This is a genomic window from Streptomyces sp. YJ-C3 (assembly GCF_053891275.1).
On the sequence record NZ_CM132685.1, the window covers coordinates 4,996,329 to 5,014,913 of the forward strand.

An 18,585-nucleotide genomic window follows, 5' to 3' on the forward strand; every position below is an offset into this window, starting at 1 on the left:
CATCCAGCAAGCCACCGCTGCGGACCGGTCGCGGATCTCGCACGTCACACCCGTTGACGCCTCTCACCGCATCACTCAAGAATGAGCGCCACCCCCTCCTTGACAACGTTGTCCACCCGAGAGGACCCAGCCGTGCCGCACGCACTTCCCGAGGTCGACCGCCGGAGATTTCTCCAACTCCTCGGTATCACCGGCGCCTTGACCGTTCTTCCCGCGACGCTCGGGACCACTCCGGCGAGGGCGGACGACGGCACCGGCACTCCTCCGGACGCGATCGCGGCGATCTACCACCGCGTCCTGCTCGACCACACCCACTGGTCCGAGACCCAGTGGGACGCGTCCCAGGGGGCCTACACCGGCAAGGACTTCGGCTTCGCGGTGGTCCTCGGGCACGCGGTCCTGCTCACCCACGGCACGTACGACAGCGACCGGGCCGGTGTCGACCGCGCGACGCTCAAGGAGCGCACCCTCGCCACGATCCGTCGCTTCGCCGCCACCAACCGGCTCACCGGCGGCACCGAGTGGGGCCGCAAGCTGTTCTTCGACACCACGTTCCAGTCGTACTTCGTGCTCGCGGCACGCCTGCTGTGGGACGACCTGGACAGCACGACACGCGCCCGCATCGACACCATCACGCGCGAACAGGCCGCCTACACGACGGCGTTGGGCACGGGCGACGACCCCGACTCGGGCGACTGGACCCCCAACGGGTTGAACGGCGGCCATGTGGGAGACACCAAGCTGGAGGAGATGGGCCTGTACGCGCAGACGCTCGCGCCCGCTCTGGCCTGGGCCCCCGACGACGACCGCCGGTCCGCCTGGGCGTCCGCCTACGGGACGTGGTCGCGCAACGAGGCCGGTCTGCCGCAGGCCGACCTCGCCAACCCGGCCCGCGTGGACGGCGTGCCCGTCTCCGACAACACGGCGCGCAACCTGTACGACACGTTCATCGTCGAGAACCACGGCTCCTTCGGCCCGCACTACCAGGAGGAGCTGTGGCGCACCTCCGGTCGCAACGCGGCCCACTTTCTCGCGGCCGGGCGGCCGTTGCCCGAGGTCCTCACCCGGCAGCCCAACGCGAGCCCGCTGTGGCACACCCTGCTGGGCGTGATGAGCGACGCCGGTGAGCCGCTGATGCCGATGGTGAACGACCGCGAGCATCTCTACGGCAGGGACGTGATCCCGCTCGCCTTCCTGGCCCAGGTGACGGGCGACCGCGCGGCGGCACGCGCGGAGCAGGAGCTCGCCGACCGCCTGGAGGCCTACCAGAAGTACCCGCCCGAGTACCGGCTGGCCAAGTTCTCGGGCGAGCCCAAGTACGAGCCGGAGGCGCGGGCGGAGATCGCCATCAGCTATCTGCTGCACGTGTGGGCGGCCGCGGCCGGCCGTGCGGTGCGCCCGCTCTCGCGCGCCGAGCTGTTCGAGCGGGGCTCCGGCGTGACCGACTTCGGACCGGGCCCCGGCCTCGTCTCCCACCAGTCCTCCGCGGCGTGGTCGGGCGCGGTCAGCAAGTCCGGCTTCGTGAAGTTCGCCTGGCAGCCCGCCCACGACAACTGGCTGTTCCGGCTCAGCGGCGCCACCCCGATGTTCCTGCCGACGACGGCGGGCAAGGTCTCCGGGCGGACGGTGCGGCTGTACGAGTCCGTGCGCGACGGCTACGACGGCAGCGCGACGATGCTGCGTCTGGAGAGCGGCCACGCGGGCTTCACGACGCTGCCCACGGGCGCGGTCGTCTACGCGACGGAGGGCACTTCCGCCGGGGAGGGGCACCTCGAGATACACAACCTGACGATGCCGGGTGTGGCGGGCCTCGACGGCGCCCGCGCCTACCGGTTCGAGGAGGGCGAGGCCTCGGTGAAGGCCAAGGACGCCTCCCCCGCCCCGTCGGCGGGCCGCGTCGACGAACTCGCCTTCTCCTCCACCACGGTCCGGCACGTCCGCATGCTCGGCGTCCGCCCCGATCCGGCGTACGGGTACTCGCTGTACGCCGTCGAGATCCACGGCGGCGCGGACACCGCGGACCTCGCCCGGGGCGGGACGGCGACGGCGTCCTCCTCCGACACCGGCAAGGGTCCGGGCCTGGCGGTCGACGGCGACACGGCGACCCGCTGGGCCGTGTCCAAGGCCGATCGCTCCCGCGCGGACAGCTGGTTGGCCGTGGATCTCGGCGCCGCCCACGATGTCGACCGGGTCACGCTGCGCTGGGAGGCGGCGGCGGGGCGCGCCTACTGCGTGCAGGGCTCGACGGACGGGGAGCACTGGGACGACCTCGTCGCCTGGCCGACCCCCGCGGTGTCCAGCCGCGGCGGCTGGCTCGACGTGGACGGCCGGGCCGGACTCGTCGTCCGCGGCACGGACCTGCCGCTGACCGTGCAGGACGACACGATCATCCTGGCCGACGGGCCCGCGGCGTCCGTCGTGGTCGAGGGATTCCCGGCCTCCTCGGCCGACGCCCTGCGGGCCCACGCGAACAGGCCCGCCCCCACGACGGATCACACCGCGTTGCGGGCGGCGTTCACCGACGGCCATCTGAGCCTGTTCAACCTGTCCGACGCCGCGGTCGGCGCGCGCGTCGACGTGCCGCAGGCCGGGCCGCGCAAGCTGTTCTTCGAGGGCGTCCAGACGGTGACCCGCGACGGCACCGCGTACGACGCGGAACTGGGCTCCGCGCAGGCCGTCCTCCTCGCGCCCCGGTTCACGCTCGCTCCGCTCTCGGGGGCGTCGCTGCCGTCCGGGCTGCGCGTCCGGGTCGTCGACGGAGCGACGCTGCGCCTGTCCGGCGCCGCCTGCCGTGTCCGCGTCGAGGCGCAGGGGCAGAGCGAGGTCGTGGTGGTGCGGGCCGGCCGGGAGACGACGGCCACGCTGCGGCGCGCCGCCGCCTATCCCAAGAGCGACCTGGCCCTCGGCAGGACGGTCTTCCCCACCAGTCCGCTGCCCGCCGGTATGTCCGACCCGGCAGCCGCGGTCGACGGCGACCCGGACACCCAGTGGACTCCTGGCGGGGGCGGCCGCATGGTCGTGGACCTCGGAGCGGAACTGCCGGTGCGCAGCGTGGAAGCCGAGTGGGCGCGGTCCGGGGCTCCCGGCGCCCAGGTGGAGTTCAGCAACGACGGGATCGCGTACCGCGCCGTCGGCAGGACCGACGGCCGGGGACGCGTTCACCGGCTCGCCGTCACGGACGGCACAGCCCGCTACGTCTCGTTCAAGGTCGACGGCGACGGCGACGGCTCGAAGCGAGTCGGCGCACGGCTCGTCCGGCTTTCCGTGGCCTGAGCCGGACTTCCGTGCAGGGCCATGAGGCCCGTGTCTCCCCGGCCGACCGGCCGGGGAGACACGGCGTCCGCCATGAATTCCTGATCCGGGAGAAGAGTGCGGCGCAGACGCCCCTGGACGGCGTGCGGGACACCGAACCGGGCCGCCCGCAGCAGACACTCATCGGCTGACTTCCTGTTGAGTTTTGATCGTAGGTATACGCGACCACTGTTCACGTATGTAGAGATCTCGCCTTGATGCAGCCCTGAGCATGGGCGCAGCACGAGGTAATCAACTCACTTATGAATCACAGCGATTGATCACCCGAGACTTCCATGTTCCTTTGTGGTTGGTTCCGTTGACACCTGTAGTGGCGCATGTGACGGTTGCGGAGCTTGGTCCTGGCCTGGATGCGCACTGTTCGTTCATCGACGGAAGTGAGAGACATGAGCTCAGGAATACGGCGCCGCAGCGTCCTGTCCGCGGCTGCGCTGGGAAGCGTGGCCGGTTCACTCGCTCTGTCCGCCCCGGCGTCGGCACAGCCGGCCTTCACCTCCGACCGGTCGGCGGCCGCCCTGCCCGCCGAGGACGGTTACGAGCTGTGGCTGCGCTACCGGCGGGTCGAGGACTCCGGTCAGCTCAAGCGCTACCGGGCCGCCTTGGGAGCCCTGGTCCGGCAAGGAGGCGGGCCCCTTCAGCAGTCCGCGGTGGACGAGCTGGTCCGCGGACTCACCGGACTGCTCGGCACACCTCTGAAGCCGCGCGCCGACGCCCCCTCGGGCGGGGCGCTCGTCGTGGGCACCCCGACGAGTTCCGCGCTGATCCGCGCACTCGTCCCCGCCTCCGACCTGGACGCACTGGGCGACGAGGGCTACGTGATCCGCCGGGTCACCGAGCGCGGCACGACCTGGACCGTGATCGCGGCCCGCGCCGACCGCGGTGTGCTCTACGGCGCGTTCCACCTACTGCGACTCGTCCAGACCCGGCAGCCGCTGGAGCACGTCGACCTCAAGGAGAGCCCGGCCGCGCCGCTGCGGGTGGCCGACCACTGGGACAACGACGACGGTTCGATCGAGCGCGGCTACGCGGGCCGGTCCTTCTTCGACTGGGAAGAGCTGCCGCGGCTCGACGAGCGGTACACCGACTACGCGCGCGTCCTCGCCTCGCTCGGCATCAACGGCGCCGTGATCAACAACGTCAACACGCCCGCGGAATACCTCGCCGAGCCGTTCCTCACCAAGCTGTCCGCGCTGGCCGGCGTGCTGCGCCGCTACGGCGTGACGCTGTACGTCACCGCGAACTTCGCCGCCCCCATCGACCTGGACGGGCTGGACACCGCCGACCCCTTCGACCAGAAGGTGCGCGACTGGTGGACGAAGAAGGCCAAGGAGATCCACGACAAGATCGAGGGCTTCGGCGGCTTCCTCGTGAAGGCCAACTCGGAGGGCCGGCCGGGGCCGTTGGACTACGGGCGCACCCACGCCGACGGGGCCAACCTGCTGGCGGAAGCGCTGCGCCCGTACGGCGGCATCGTGATGTGGCGCGCGTTCGTGCACGACACCGACGCGAAGTGGGACCGGCAGGGCTACGACGACTTCACGCCGCTGGACGGCACGTTCGCCGACAACGCTGTCGTGCAGATCAAGAACGGGCCGATCGACTTCCAGGTCCGCGAACCCGCCCACCCCCTCTTCGGATCCCTGCCGCACACCAACTCGATGATCGAGCTCCAGGTGACGCAGGAGTACACCGGACACGCCACCCACCTGTGCTACCTCGTGCCGCAGTGGAAGGAGGTCCTGGACTTCGACACGCTCAAGGCCGGTGAGGGCAGCACCGTGGCCCGCGTCGTGACCGGCCGCGTGCACTCCTACGCGCACTTCGGATTCGCCGGCGTGATGAACTTCGGCGACGCCCGGAACTGGACAGGCTCCCACCTGGCCGCCGCCAACACCCACGGCTACGGGCGGCTCGCCTGGAACCCGGACCTGTCGGCGCAGGAGCTGGCCACCGAGTGGACCCGGATGACCTTCGGCAACGACGCCCACGTCGTCGCCACCGTCTCCGCCCTGCTGCTCGGCTCCTGGCACACCTATGAGGACTACACCTCGCCCCTGGGCACCGGATACCTCACCCACCCGCCGGACGGCTCGGTGACCGGGCACTTCGATCCAAGCCCGACGACGACCACCCAGTTCCACAAGTCGGACCGCGAGGGCATCGGCTACGACCGCACCGCCGCCACCGGCAACGGCTACACCGAGCTGTACGCGCCGGCGACGCGGGACACGTACGAGTCGCTGGAGAGCTGCCCCGAGGAACTGCTGCTCTTCCTGCACCATGTCCCGTACACCCACCGGCTGGACAGCGGAAAGACCGTGATCCAGCACATCTACGACACGCACTTCTCCGGTGCGGCGCGGGTGACGGACATGCGCGCGGACTGGGACGAACTGCGCCGCCGCATCGACCACCGGCGGTTCGGCGACGTGCACCGCCTGTTCGGGGAGCAGATCGACCGGGCCGCCGAGTGGCGGGACACCCTGGTGGCCTACTGGTTCGAGCAGAGCCGCGTCCGCGACGAGCGGCGCAGCTGGATCCAGGCGGTCGTCGCGCCGGCCGACACGGCACTGCTGGGCGGGGAGCGCAACGAACTGCCGGTGCAGATCGTCAACGCGACCGGCTCCGGACTGCGCACGGTGACCACGCTCGACGTACCCGACGGCTGGCGGTCCGAGGAGGCGACCTGCTACGTGGGCTCGCGGGAGGACGAGACGGTGAAGATGGCCGTCGTCCCGCCGCCGGGCCCGGGGCTCGCGACGCTGCACGCGCGCCCGCGGTCGGGTTCCGTGCCGGTCCTCGACGCCTCGCTGCGCAGCCGGGCCAAGGCCGTCGTCGTCCCGCCGGCCGCCCGCTGTGTGCACGCTCTGGACGCCGGGACCGACTCGTCACCGGTCCTGAAGGACTACACCCGCCTCTCCCCCGCCGGCACGTGGCACGAGGGCGCGGATTTCGGCTGGGTCGGCAACACGCCCGACGCCACGGACACCGGACTCTTCGATGTCGTGCGCCGGGACTACGTACGTGACAGCGCCCCCGCCGTCCTGCGGCTGAAGCTGCCCGCAGGGCGCTGCACCGCGCATCTGCTCACCGGGGACCCCAACACCTTCAACAGAACGCTGATCGTCCGGGTGGACGGGGTCGAGAAGGCCCGGAGCGAGCAGCTCGACGGCCGGGAGTTCACCTGGCTGGAGGTCCCGCTGGACGGCGGCTCCGCCGGCGGCGAGGTGGACCTGGAACTCTCCGCGAAGGAGGACGAGACCTGGCACCTCAGCGCCTGCGTGGTGCTGGCGGAGGACTAGCACGTCAGGTGCGTGTCCGGGGTTCCTGGGCGGCCGCCGATGACTTCCGGTCGCCCGGGGAGTCGTACCTCCAGACACGCACCCGACCGCCTGGAGGGACCATGTCCGCCGAGAAGAACGCCTTGCCACCCGTCGTCGACGCCGCCACCTGGGAGAAGGAACTGGCCGCGCTGCGCGTCCGGGAGAAGGCCGCCACCCGGGAACTCGACGCCATCGCCGCCCAGCGCCGACGGCTGCCGATGGTCGAGATGCCCGACTACGTGCTGGAGGGCGAGAACGGTCCGGTCCGGCTCGCCGAAGTCTTCGGTGAACACCCGCAGCTGATCGTCTACAGCCACATGTGGCACGCGGGCGCGGAGTGGCAGTGCGGCGGCTGCACCGGTTTCACCTCCCAGTTCACCCGGCTCGCGGGACTGGAGAAGTTCGACGCCCGGTTCGTGATCGTCACCCAGGGCCCGATCGACGAGGCGCTCGCCTACAAGCGCAAGGTCGGGAACACGATGACCTGGTACTCGACGGCGAACAGCTCGTTCGGCAGCGATGTCGGCGCACCGCCGGACGCGGGGTTCGCGGTCAACGTGTTCCTGCGCGACGGCGACACGGTGTACCGGACCTGGCACACGGACGGCCGCGGCACCGAGCAGCTGAGCCATCTGTTCGCCCTGGTCGACGTGCTGCCGTACGGGCGCCAGGAGGTCTGGCAGGACTCGCCGGAAGGGTGGCCGCAGGGGCCCACGTACAGCCGGTGGGCGTCGCCGCAGGAAATCGCGGCGGCGTACGGCGAGGGCAGCTGAGGCCCCGATCGGCGGATCGGGGCCCAGAGCGACGAGATGGTTACTTCGAGTAAGAATGTGGAGGTCAATGAACGGCGCACGGACTGCTGGGGAACACGATGAACGAATGGCTGCTGTGGTGCGGAGTAGCGGTGTTCGGCTGCGGCGTCCTCGCGCGTGAAGTACAGCTGGCACGGCACGCCGGCGGCCCTCGTCCTGCTCGTCTGGGCGCCTACACGGACCCCCTCGCTCTGGCTGCCGGCGTCGTCACCCTCGTGCTCTGGCTGTCGCTGTCCACCGCCGGCACCGCCACCGCCTGGGGCGCCGGCATCATCTGGGCCCTCGCCGTCTGCAACATCGCCCACATGACACACGTCGCGTACCGGAACGCGTCCTGATCGCCGACGTGGCCCCGCCCAGCCGTCCGCCAGCGACGCCGTCCGCCGCCCTCTTCTCGCGCCCGGGGACGGGCCCAGGGACGCGCCCAGGGACGCGCCCGCTCTACGAGGCCCGGTTTCCCCTGACCTCAAACTCGTGACCGGACGCTGCATCCACGTCCGGCCCAAGCGCGGAAAGAAAGAGAAAGGCAGCGCCCCGTGAGCACGGGCGCTGGTCCCCCACCGCTGTCGGTGACGCCGGACGCCTGCACGCTCCGGCGTCACCGACACCCCTCACAAAATCAGGCCCCCCTTCCGCCTTACGGATCTCTACGGATCTCCGTGAGGCGGAACTCCGTGCGGCCGCCCTGCGGCCGGTCGCGCCGCTCCGGAAGCGTGATCGGCGCCGAGCGCGCAGAATCCTCTCATCACGTGGGTCCACGCGAGAGGGAGTCATGAGCCGTCGCCACTACCTGTGCCGCGGGTGCGCCGCACCGCTGTTCGTCGTGGCGACCACGCAGCCGGGCACACCGGATCTCCGCTGGGAGATCGATCACCAGACCGTCCCGGAAGGGTGCGCGGTCCTGCCCCTCCTTCCGCTGTACGGGGAGGCGCTCCGGCCGGAAGGGCTCGAGTACGCGTTGGACGTCCTGACGCCGCTGATCCACTGAGAACCCTTCCAGGGGCCCGGCTCACTCCCGCCCGCGCCGCCGCGTCCGCTCGTGCCACACGCCGGCCGCACAGGCCACCGCCGTGACCAGCAGCGTCAGCAGCAGGGAGCGGCGGCTCGCCTCGCTCGCCGCCATGCCTCCGATGATCACCAGCAGCACCACGAGGACCAGCAGGCTGAGGTAGGGGTAGGCCCACATGCGCAGCGCGAGGGTGCTCGGTGTCTCCTTCTCCAGACGCCTGCGGCCGCGCAGATGCGTCACCGTGATGCACAGGTACACCACGACGGCCACCGACCCGGACGAGTCGATGAGGAACTGGTAGACGGCCGCGGTCGGAAGGAAGTAGTTGGCCACCACCGTGAGCAGGCCCGCGCTGGACGCCACGAGCACGGCGACCGCGGGAACGCCCTGGCGGGTCGTCCGGGCGAAGACGCGGGGCGCCTCGCCGCGCTCGGCCAGCGAGTGCAGCATCCGGGACGACGTGTAGAGGCCGGAGTTGAGGCAGGACAGGACAGCGGTCAGCACGATGAGGTTCATGACCGTCCCGGCGTACGGCACGTCAAGGTGGTCGAGCACGGCCGTGTACGGACTCTCGATCACGGCGCCCGCGTCCCAGGGAAGCAGGGTGACGACGAGAGCGATCGAGCCGATGTAGAAGAGCAGGATGCGCCACACCACGCTCTTGATGCCGCGCCGCACGGCGTAGGCGGGGTCCTTCGCCTCGCCCGCGGCGATCGTCACGACCTCGGTTCCGAAGAAGGAGAGGAACACCACGAGGGACGCCTGGATCACCGCGGACCATCCCTGCGGCGCGAAGCCGCCGTGCCCGGTGAGGTTCGACATGCCCGGCGCCTCGGTGCCCGGGACCGTGCCGAGGACCGCCGCCAGCCCCACGACGAGGAACGCGACGATCGCCGCCACCTTGATCATCGCGAACCAGAACTCGAAGGTGCCGAACGACTCGACCCGCGCGAAGTTCACCGCGATCAGCGCCAGCATCAGCACCAGCGCCGCCAGCCAGCTGGGCACCGCGGGGAACAGCGCGTGGGCGACGGCCGCGCCGGATATCGCCTCGAAGCCGACGATCACGCACCACTGATAGGCGTACAGCCAGCCGACGGACAGTCCGGCCCACGGCCCCAGGTAGCGGCCGGCATAACTGGCGAAGGAGCCGCTCTCGGGCCGGGCGACCGCCATCTCCGCCAGCATGCGCATCACCAGGACGACCACCGCGCCCACGGCGGAGTAGGCGACCAGCACGGCCGGGCCGGCCTGCCGGATCGCGTTCCCGCTGCCGACGAAGAGTCCGGCGCCGATGACGCCGCCGATGGCGATCATCGACATCTGGCGGTTGCCCAGCGCCTCCCGCAGCCGCTCGGGCCGACCCGTCGCGTCGGGGCCGCCCGCCTCTCGGGGCGGCCCCGGCCGGGTGTCCTCCGTCGGCGCCGGCACCCCCTCTGTCGAGGTGTCTCCGGTGGACCTGTTCACGGGTGGTTCCCCTCACGTAGAACGGCGACACGGATCGGCCGGGCGGCACGGGTGCGGCGAGCGCCCGGACGTCGATCTTGTCTACCGCTCGTACGTGACCTCGGAGTTGCCCGGACGTTTCACGAACTCCGCGCGGATCTTCCACCGGGTGCGCGGTCGCCGCCTTGCGACCGGCACCTCAGTGGTGCTGACGCATCATCATTTCTCTTCCCCTGAAGGCGGGTTGTCGCCCTTCTGATGAGGAACCGGGCAGCCGCCGGGAAAGGTGCCGAGCTCCGACACCCGGTATCCCTTCGGGTATCCGCGGACATTGCTGCTCTGCCGGGCGTAGCGCGGTGTGCGGCGCGGGGGCAGCAGGCGGACGAGCCGGCCCCGCAGCCTCATGCCGCCGCGGACCGCGCGTTCCAGTGGGGCGGGCGGATCGGCGTAGCCGAACGCGGACCGCAGCGGCGCGTCCATCAGGCACCGTGAGGCGGTGCGCATCGCCGGGCCGAGCGGGCCGGGATACCAGGAGGCCATCAGCTCCAGCGTGGCCTCCGAGACGGCGCGGCCTCCGGCGTCGAAGGCGAAGTGACGGCGCTCGTAGGAGTCCATGTACCCCTCGAACTCCTCGTAGGTGGCGGGGATGTGCTGGATGTTCATGCGGGCGCCGAGCGCGCGGTAGTAGTTGGTCGAGGCGCGGACCTCGTGGCGCGAGTAGGGCCGCCAGCCGTAGTCGTCGAGCCACCGTTTGGGAACGACGACGAACGTGGACAGCACGTAGAGGTAGTCGTCGTTGGTGATGTCGTAGGCGCGGTGCATCTGGTTCATCCGGCGGATGGCCTCCCGCCCCCGCGGGGCGTCCATGCCGTGCTCGCCCACGGCGTCGAGGATGAGCACCGTGTCGTCGTACCGCTTCTGCGTCCGGTCCGTGAACTCCCCTGTCCGGCTGAGCAGTCGGCCGATGCTGGGCACGGCGTACGTGCGGTAGAGGGCGAATCCGAGGGCCTGCATGGTGTCCCACGGGAATTCGTACGTGGAGCTGATGCCGTATATCTCCTCGAAGTCACGGTCCGGATCCAGTCGGCGGATCCGCTCGAGCCAGTGATTGCGCCGCATGAACGTCCTCTCTGAAGCCCGCGCGCGGATGGTGCCCCCTCATGATCCCGGTCCTCGCGCAGAGCGGAAGACGATCCGCGCACGGATCCGCGAATCGTCCGGAGTTCTGTCGGGTCGGCGGACACGGCTTCCGACGTGTCGTGGCCTCCGGCAGATCCCCGTACCGCACCACCGAGCTGCTAGAACGGTTCCACACGTCAGCAGGTGCGCCGGCAGGCGCCCGCTACTCGGTCGGGACGGTTCGGATGCGCAGTGTCGGGGTCGAAGAGGAGTTGCTGCTCGTCGACGGTGAGTGCGGGGAGCCGCGGGCCCTGTCGAGCGCGGTGCTGGCGATGGCCGCGCGCGACCAGCACGGCGCCGACGAAGTCTTCGAGGCCGAACTCCACCGCCAGCAGCTGGAGTTCGCCACCCGGCCGTGCGATACGACGGCGGATCTCGCCCGGGAGATCGTCCGGTGGCGCGCGGCCGCCGCCCGGCACGCGGCCACCCTCGGCGCCGCGATCGCCGCACTGGCCACCTCGCCGCTTCCGGTGAACCCCACCGTCGGCACCGGCCCGCGCCATCGCTGGCTCGAGGAGCAGTTCGGGCTGACCACGCAGGAGCAGCTCACCTGCGGCTGCCACGTCCATGTGTCCGTGGAGTCCGACGAGGAGGGGGTCGCGATCCTGAACCAGATCCGGCCCTGGCTGTCCGTCCTGCTCGCCCTGAGCGCCAACTCCCCTTTCTGGCAGGGAAAGGACTCCCGCTACAGCAGCTACCGGAGTCGGGTGTGGGGGCGCTGGCCGTCGGCGGGACCGGTGGAGCTCTTCGACGGCGCCGACGCGTACCACCGGCAGATCAGCGCCATGGTCGCGACGGGCGTGCTGCGCGACGAGGGGATGATCTACTTCGACGCGCGGCTCTCGGCGGCCCATCCGACCGTCGAGGTCAGGGTGGCCGACGTCTGCCTCGACGCGTCCACCACCGTGCTCCTGGCCATTCTGGTACGCGGCCTGGCCGAGACGGCGGCCCGGCAGTGGCGGGCCGGTGAACCTCCTGCCGCGCACCCGGTGGCCCTGCTCCGCCTCGCGGCCTGGCGCGCGAGCCGTTCCGGCCTGGACGGGGAGCTCGTCTGTCCGGAGCTCATGCGACCGGTGCCGGCCGCCTCCGCGGTGGAGTCGCTCTTCGCCCACGTACGGCCGGCTCTGGAGGACGCCGGTGATCTCGACGAGGCCCGGTCCCGGCTGGCGCGGCTGTTGCACGAGGGGAACGGGGCGCGCGTACAGCGGGAGGCCCTCACCCGCACCGGCAGTCTGCGGGATGTCGTCGACGCGTGCGTGCGACGCACCGGTCAGTCTGATTGAACGGGCCGGGCGCGGCCCGCCTGCTCCCCCTCGACCCCAGAAGCTCTCACCTGCGCCGCTCCCCCTGCGCCGCTCTGCTCTGTGCTGCTCTGTGCTGCTCTCTTCTGCGCCGCTCCGCCCTGCTCGCGATATGAGACGCCTTTCTGCGATCTTGCCGAGGTCTTTAGAGTGGCGCACATGTTCGGACCCGCTCGTCAGCTGGCGCTCGCGCTCTTCGCGGCCACGCCGTGGAGCGTCGACGACGCGCTCTGTCGCCGCTGACCACACGTCGCGCCGCTACGGCGTGCCGATCCCGCGCCGTCATCGCCAGTCCGGCATTCCCCCCTCCCTCCTCCGGAGACCTGCCTTGACCACCGCTCCCTCCGCCGGGGCGCCGCCCCGGGCGGCCCTGCTCTCCCCCGCCCCCACGTCCTCCCCCGCCCCGCAGGCCGAAGCCGCGCCACCGGTCCGGCGGGCGCCGCTGGCCGGCGCCGCCGTCATCGGCGCGGCACTCGCCGTCTACGTCTTCGTCGAGCACGGTGCCAAACCCGGCGTCCTGCTGCTGCTCGGGATCGCGCTGGGATTCGCGCTGTTCCACTCGCGGTTCGGATTCACCTCCGCCTGGCGCCAGCTCGTGGCCGTCGGCAACGGCACCGGCCTGCGGGCGCACACCCTGCTCCTCGGCACCACCGCGACGCTCTTCGCACTGATCATCGGCACCGGCAGTGGCCTCTTCGGTTCGGTGCCCGCACCCAGTGCGGGGCCGATCGGGGTGGGGCTGCTGGTCGGCGCGTTCCTCTTCGCCATCGGCATGCAACTCGGCGGCGCCTGCGCCTCCGGAACCCTCTTCGCCGTCGGCTCGGGACAGAGCACGATCGTGCTCACCCTCTTCGGGTTCATCACCGGTTCGACCCTCGCCGCCTGGCAGTTCACGCTCTGGAACGACCTGCCCGCGCTCGATCCGTTCCTGCTCTCCGACCACGTCGGCTGGTTCGGTTCCTGGGCGGTGACCATCGTGGCGCTGGTCGCGATCTGGTTCGTCGCACGCGCCGTGCAGGCCCGGCGCAATCCTCCGCCGGTCGGCGCCGCGCCCTCGGCGCACGGCACGCTGGCCCGTGCGGTGCGCGGCTCGTGGCCGCTGGCCGCGGGCGCCCTGGTGCTCGCGGTGCTGGGCGCCGGTGTGCTGCTCGTCTCGGGCGGCGCCTGGGGCATCACGAGCGCCTTCTCCCTGTGGGGCTCCAAGCTGGTGGGTGCGCTCGGCGGTTCTCCGGAGACCTGGGCGTACTGGCAGCAGCCCGGCAGTGCCGCCCAGTTGTCGGGGCCGGTGCTCGCCGACAAGAACAGCCTCACCGACATCGGCATCATGGTCGGCGCGGCCGTCGCCGCGGCCGCCGGCGGTGTGTGGCAACTGCACCGCGGCATCCCCGGCCGAACGGCGCTCGCCGCGGTCCTCGGCGGCATCCTCATGGGGATCGGCGCGCGCCTCGCGGGCGGCTGCAACATCGGCGCCTATCTGGCGGGGATCGCCTCGGGCTCGCTCCACGGCTGGATCTGGGGCGCCGTCGCCCTTCTCGGCACCTGGGCGGGGCTACGGCTGCGTCCGCTGTTCGGCCTCGGCAACCCCAAGCCGGCCGACAGCGTCTGCTGACCGCTCCGCGCGGCGGACTCCCTGTCAGCGCCCGCGTCTGGCGGCACGAACTGCCCCTTCTCTCCGTCGCCCGCGGCCTCCTCGCGGGCGACCCTCACCTCGACCCCGACGCCTGACCCGGCACATCCGTGCGGAGGTCAGACGTCGGGGTCGGCGCGGGCCTGCGCCGGTCAGTCGTCGCTGCGGCTCAGGCGCCCGGGCCACCAGGCCTTGGGCCCGATGTCCCGTACCAGTGCCGGGACGAGCAGCGACCGTACGACCAGCGTGTCGAGCAGGACGCCGAACGCCACGATGAACGCGATCTGCACGAGGAACGCGAGCGGGATGACGCCGAGCGCGGCGAACGTCGCGGCCAGCACGACACCCGCCGACGTGATGACGCCTCCCGTCGCGACCAGGGCCTTGAGGATGCCTTCGCGCACGCCGTGGGCCAGCGACTCCTCGCGGGCCCTGGACATCAGGAAGATGTTGTAGTCCACGCCGAGCGCGACGAGGAACACGAACCCGTAGAGCGGCACGGAGGCGTCGGTGCCGGTGAAGCCGAAGACGTGCTGGAAGACGAGCGAGGAAATGCCCAGCGTGGCGAGGAAGTTGAGCGCCACCGTCGCCACGAGGAGCAGCGGCATCAGGACGGACCTGAGCAGTCCGACGAGGATGACCAGGATGATGGCGAGGACGACGGGAACGATCAGCTTGCGGTCCCGCTCCGCGGTGGTCTGCGTGTCGTACTGCTGGGCGGTGTAGCCGCCGACCAGGGTGTCGGCGCCGTCGATCCCGTGCAGGGTCGTGCGGAGACGCGAGACCGTCGCCTTGGCCGCGTCGCTGTCGGCGGGGTCGTCCAGCGTGACGTCGACCCGGATCCTGCCGTCCACGACGCGGGCCGGGCCGCCGCCGGGCCGACCCTGGGCGTTCAGGGCCGCCGCGTCGGCCACGCCCTCGGTCGCCTTGGCCCGCTGGGTGACCTCTTGCTCGTGCTCCGCGTCGGCGATCACCACGGCCGGGTTGCCTGAGCCGCCGGGGAAGTGCTCGGCCAAGGTCGCCTGGGCGGCGACGGACGGTGCGTCGTTGACGAAGATCTCGTCGAGCGGCACGCCCTTGGAGTCCAGGGTGGGAGCGAACGCGGCGCAGACGAGCAGACCGGCCAGCGCGACGGCCCAGATCTTGCGCGGCGACTGCTGCACGGCGTGCGCGACCCGGCGCCACACGCCGTGTCCGCCGGCCGCCGCGTCGGCGGGGCGCGGACGCGCGGGCCAGTAGGCCGCGTTGCCGAGCAGCACCAGGACCGCGGGCAGGAACGTGAGGGTGCTCAGCACGGCGCAGACGATGCCGATCGCGCCGACCGGGCCGAGCGCGCGGTTGTTGGTGAGGTCGCTCAGCAGCAGGGCGAGCAGGCCGAGGGCGACGGTGGCGGCGCTGGCGACGATCGCCCCGGTCGACTGGCGCAGGGCGGCGCGCATCGCGGCGAACCGGTCGGTGCGGGCGGCGAGTTCCTCGCGGTAGCGCGCGGTCAGCAGGAGCGCGTAGTCGGTGGCCGCGCCGATGACGAGGATCGACAGGATTCCCTGGACCTGTCCGTCGACACGGACGACGTCGTGATCCGCGAGGGCGTAGACGACGGCGCAGGCGGCCCCCAGGGCGAACACCGCACTGATGATGATCACGAACGGAAGCAGGACACTGCGGTAGACGAGCAGCAGGATCACCAGGACCGTGACCAGCGCGACCACGAGCAGCAGTCCGTCGATGCCCGCGAACGCGCCCGAGAGGTCTGCCTGGCTCGCCGCCGGTCCCGCGACGGCGACCGTGGTGCCCGGCACGCCGCCCGTCGTCCGTTCGATGCGGTCCAGGGCGGGAGAGAGTTTGTCGCCGAGGTCGGGGCGGAGCTGGACGATGCCCTGCAGCGCCTTGCCGTCCTTCGAGGGCACGGCGGGCGACACCTGCCCGACCACCCCGGGTGTCCCCCGCAGCTGTGCCAGCGCGCGGGTGGCCCGGTCCCGCTGGCCGGCGTCGAGCGAGCCCTTGTCGTCGGCGGTCCACACGACGATCGCCGGCAGGGTCTCGTCCTGCTGGAACGCGCGCTGTGCGTCGATCACGCGGGTCGACTCGGCATTGCGCGGCAGGAACGCGGCCTGGTCGTTGGTCGCGACCTCACCGAGCTTTCCCGCGTACGGGCCCAGCGTGCCGCCCACGGCGAGCCAGACGATCAGCAGGACGAGGGGCACGAGCCAGCGGGCGCCTCGTGGTGTGCGGGACATGGATCTCCCAAGGCAGAGGGCAGGAACAACAAACTCAACAGAAAAGTATCTTAATGATTGAGTTAAGTGGGCAGCGGGTGCTGTCGTCAGTCGATTCCGTCCCGGCCACCTGATCGGATGCAGGCGGCGTCGGTTACGCCTGCGGGCCCTTGGTGTGCGTGAGTTCCTCGTTGAGGTCGTTGAGAAACCTCAGCACGACGGCGAGCTCGGGTCCGCTGAAACCGCTGCGGACCCGGTCGGCCGCCTCCGCGAGCGGGCCGAAGTACCTCCGCGCCTGCGCCTGGGCGCCGGGCACGTAGTGCAGATGGACCACACGCCGGTCCGCGCTCTCCCGGACCCGGTTGATGTGTCCCGCACGTTCCAGCCGGTCCACGCACGCGCTGACCGCGCCGGACGTGAGACCGAGATGCTGACGCAGCCCGCTCGGGGTCAGCGGCTCCTCGGAATCCAGAATGGCGGCCAGTGCCTGGACGTCCGTGGGGTGCAGTCCCTGTCCGGCCGCGAAGCCGTGGACGAGGCGGTTCAGTTCGCCGTTGAGACGACGCAACTGGACGGCGAGGGCCTGCAGATCCGGGTGCGGAGCCGACCCCGCGTCGCCGCTCTCCTCCGTATGGCCGCTGGTCGCGGCGGTCCCGCCTGGTTCACGATTGTCCACCTGCCCACCCTACCGACGCCGTGGACGGTCCCGGCCGCCGCGCGCGACGGTCCGGCCCACTGGCGGACCGGCCGGTGGCAGCGGAGGGTGGAGAGAGCACCGAGCGAAGGAGTGGCGTTGAACGCGGCCGACGACGGGATGCACTGCCTGGTGACCGGGGCGAGCGGCTACATCGGCGGCCGGCTGGTGCCCGAACTGCTGGCCGCGGGGCACCGGGTGCGCTGCCTGGCCCGCACCCCCGACAAGTTGCGCGATCACCCCTGGGCGAAGGACACGGAGATCGTCCGCGGCGACGTGACCGATGCCGCCTCGCTCGCCGACGCGCTGGCCGGGGTGGACGTCGCCTACTACCTCGTGCACTCCCTGGGCACCGGCGACGACTTCGAGCGGACCGACCGCGAGGCCGCGCGGATCTTCGGCGAGCAGGCCCGCCGGGCCGGCGTGGGCCGCATCGTCTATCTCGGCGGCCTGACCCCGGCGGGCGTACCGGAGCACGAGCTCTCACCCCACCTGCGCTCACGTGCCGAGGTCGGTCACATCCTGCTCGCCTCCGGGGTGCCGACGACGGTCCTGCGGGCCGCCGTGATCATCGGCTCCGGTTCGGCGTCGTTCGAGATGCTGCGCTATCTGACCGAGCGCCTGCCCGTGATGGTGACGCCGAGCTGGGTGCGCACCCGGATCCAGCCGATCGCGGTGCGCGACGTGCTGCGGATCCTCGTCGGCAGCGCGACGATGCCGTCGCACGTCTCCCGCGCCTTCGACATCGGCGGCCCCGACGTGCTCACCTACCGCGACATGATGTTCCGGTACGCGGCCGAGGCCCGGCTGCCGCGGCGGCTCGTGCTCCCCGTGCCGATGCTCAGCCCCGGCCTGTCCAGTCACTGGGTCGGGCTGGTGACCCCGGTGCCCGCGTCCATCGCCCGGCCGCTGTGCGAGTCGCTGCGCCACGAAGTCGTCTGCCACGAACACGACATCGCCGCATGGGTGCCGGATCCGCCGGGGACCCCGATCCCTTTCGACGAGGCCCTGGCGCTTGCGCTGCGCCGGATCCAGCAGGCGCAGGTCTCCACGCGCTGGTCCTCCGCCTCGGTGCCGGGCGCGCCCAGCGACCCCTTGCCCACGGACCCGGACTGGGCGGGCGGCAGCCTGTACACGGACGAGCGGGAATGCGTGGTGAACGCGTCGCCGCAGCGGCTGTGGGACGTGGTGGAGGGCATCGGCGGCGAGCACGGCTGGTACTCGTTCCCGCTGGCCTGGGCGGTACGCGGCTGGCTCGACCGGCTGGTGGGCGGCGTGGGACTGCGGCGCGGGCGGCGTGACGCGGCCCGGCTCCGGATCGGTGACTCCCTGGACTTCTGGCGCGTCGAGGAGATCGAGCCGGGCCGGCTGCTGCGGCTGCGGGCCGAGATGCGCCTGCCCGGACTCGCCTGGCTCGAACTGTCGGTGGAGGCGGTGGACGGCGGCCGGTCCCGCTACCGTCAGCGGGCGCTGTTCCACCCGCGGGGCCTGGCCGGTCAGGCGTACTGGTGGAGCGTGGCCCCCTTCCACTCCGTGGTGTTCGGCGGCATGGCCCGCAACATCGCCTCCGCCGCGGAGCACGGCCAAGAACAGCCGCGACGGCGTCGCGTCGGCCGGTCCCGCGCCCACCGGTGAAAGGGGCGCCGGGCCGCCTCCCGCGACGGTC

Annotated in this window: 13 protein-coding genes; 9 read left to right on the forward strand and 4 right to left on the reverse strand. The window is 71.6% G+C overall.

Going from position 1 to position 18,585, the window contains the following annotated elements:
- The first annotated feature begins 81 nt into the window (after positions 1-81).
- From ACVHNB_RS22325 to ACVHNB_RS22350, 6 genes are all read left to right on the forward strand, one after another.
- A complete protein-coding gene (locus ACVHNB_RS22325; RefSeq protein ID WP_456225694.1) occupies positions 82-3,273 on the forward strand; it encodes a discoidin domain-containing protein in 3,192 nt (1,063 codons plus the stop codon).
- A gap of 11 nt (positions 3,274-3,284) precedes the next feature.
- Complete coding sequence (locus ACVHNB_RS22330; protein WP_456225695.1) at positions 3,285-3,443, forward strand: hypothetical protein; 159 nt, start codon at positions 3,285-3,287, stop codon at positions 3,441-3,443.
- 255 nt (positions 3,444-3,698) lie between these two features.
- Entirely contained in the window at positions 3,699-6,614 is a 2,916-nt protein-coding gene (locus ACVHNB_RS22335; protein ID WP_456225696.1) for an alpha-glucuronidase family glycosyl hydrolase, read from the forward strand.
- Between the two features lie 101 nt (positions 6,615-6,715).
- Positions 6,716-7,408, forward strand: coding sequence for a DUF899 family protein (locus ACVHNB_RS22340; protein WP_428956945.1), 693 nt, complete (start codon positions 6,716-6,718; stop codon positions 7,406-7,408).
- 98 nt (positions 7,409-7,506) lie between these two features.
- The gene (locus ACVHNB_RS22345) at positions 7,507-7,785 is read left to right on the forward strand and encodes a hypothetical protein (RefSeq protein ID WP_428956944.1); all 279 of its coding nucleotides are present in this window, start codon (positions 7,507-7,509) and stop codon (positions 7,783-7,785) included.
- A gap of 434 nt (positions 7,786-8,219) precedes the next feature.
- Positions 8,220-8,435: a hypothetical protein gene (locus tag ACVHNB_RS22350; protein ID WP_428956943.1), complete on the forward strand. Its 216-nt coding sequence runs from the start codon at positions 8,220-8,222 to the stop codon at positions 8,433-8,435.
- A gap of 21 nt (positions 8,436-8,456) precedes the next feature.
- Here the strand turns inward: ACVHNB_RS22350 and ACVHNB_RS22355 are convergent, their stop codons facing one another.
- A complete protein-coding gene (locus tag ACVHNB_RS22355) occupies positions 8,457-9,923 on the reverse strand; it encodes an amino acid permease (RefSeq protein WP_456225697.1) in 1,467 nt (488 codons plus the stop codon).
- A gap of 198 nt (positions 9,924-10,121) precedes the next feature.
- Positions 10,122-11,021 (reverse strand): oxygenase MpaB family protein, encoded by a 900-nt coding sequence (locus ACVHNB_RS22360; RefSeq protein WP_456225698.1) that lies wholly within the window; start codon positions 11,019-11,021, stop codon positions 10,122-10,124.
- Between the two features lie 245 nt (positions 11,022-11,266).
- On the opposite strand from ACVHNB_RS22360, the gene ACVHNB_RS22365 reads away from it, so the two are divergent.
- Both ACVHNB_RS22365 and ACVHNB_RS22370 read left to right on the forward strand, forming a co-directional pair.
- A complete protein-coding gene (locus ACVHNB_RS22365) occupies positions 11,267-12,364 on the forward strand; it encodes a glutamate--cysteine ligase (protein ID WP_456225699.1) in 1,098 nt (365 codons plus the stop codon).
- Positions 12,365-12,710: 346 nt separating this feature from the next.
- Positions 12,711-13,991, forward strand: coding sequence for a YeeE/YedE family protein (locus ACVHNB_RS22370; RefSeq protein ID WP_428956939.1), 1,281 nt, complete (start codon positions 12,711-12,713; stop codon positions 13,989-13,991).
- Positions 13,992-14,161: 170 nt separating this feature from the next.
- Here ACVHNB_RS22370 and ACVHNB_RS22375 read toward each other — a convergent pair whose 3' ends face one another.
- Together ACVHNB_RS22375 and ACVHNB_RS22380 are read right to left on the reverse strand one after the other, a co-directional pair.
- Positions 14,162-16,246: an MMPL family transporter gene (locus ACVHNB_RS22375; protein WP_456225700.1), complete on the reverse strand. Its 2,085-nt coding sequence runs from the start codon at positions 16,244-16,246 to the stop codon at positions 14,162-14,164.
- Between the two features lie 133 nt (positions 16,247-16,379).
- Positions 16,380-16,901 carry a MarR family winged helix-turn-helix transcriptional regulator gene (locus ACVHNB_RS22380; protein ID WP_428956937.1) on the reverse strand — a complete coding sequence of 174 codons (522 nt, stop codon included), beginning with the start codon at positions 16,899-16,901 and terminating at the stop codon, positions 16,380-16,382.
- A gap of 138 nt (positions 16,902-17,039) precedes the next feature.
- Between ACVHNB_RS22380 and ACVHNB_RS22385 the strand changes: the two genes are divergently transcribed.
- The gene (locus tag ACVHNB_RS22385) at positions 17,040-18,554 is read left to right on the forward strand and encodes an SDR family oxidoreductase (protein WP_428957763.1); all 1,515 of its coding nucleotides are present in this window, start codon (positions 17,040-17,042) and stop codon (positions 18,552-18,554) included.
- Positions 18,555-18,585: the final 31 nt, after the last annotated feature.

Coding starts and splice junctions, on each gene's coding strand:
- ACVHNB_RS22335 (WP_456225696.1), top strand. CDS start 3,699: ATGAGCTCAGGAATACGGCGCCGCAGCGTCCTGTCCGCGGCTGCGCTG.
- ACVHNB_RS22360 (WP_456225698.1), bottom strand. CDS start 11,021: ATGCGGCGCAATCACTGGCTCGAGCGGATCCGCCGACTGGATCCGGAC.
- ACVHNB_RS22385 (WP_428957763.1), top strand. CDS start 17,040: ATGCACTGCCTGGTGACCGGGGCGAGCGGCTACATCGGCGGCCGGCTG.
- ACVHNB_RS22350 (WP_428956943.1), top strand. CDS start 8,220: ATGAGCCGTCGCCACTACCTGTGCCGCGGGTGCGCCGCACCGCTGTTC.
- ACVHNB_RS22365 (WP_456225699.1), top strand. CDS start 11,267: ATGCGCAGTGTCGGGGTCGAAGAGGAGTTGCTGCTCGTCGACGGTGAG.
- ACVHNB_RS22340 (WP_428956945.1), top strand. CDS start 6,716: ATGTCCGCCGAGAAGAACGCCTTGCCACCCGTCGTCGACGCCGCCACC.
- ACVHNB_RS22375 (WP_456225700.1), bottom strand. CDS start 16,246: ATGTCCCGCACACCACGAGGCGCCCGCTGGCTCGTGCCCCTCGTCCTG.
- ACVHNB_RS22345 (WP_428956944.1), top strand. CDS start 7,507: ATGAACGAATGGCTGCTGTGGTGCGGAGTAGCGGTGTTCGGCTGCGGC.
- ACVHNB_RS22325 (WP_456225694.1), top strand. CDS start 82: ATGAGCGCCACCCCCTCCTTGACAACGTTGTCCACCCGAGAGGACCCA.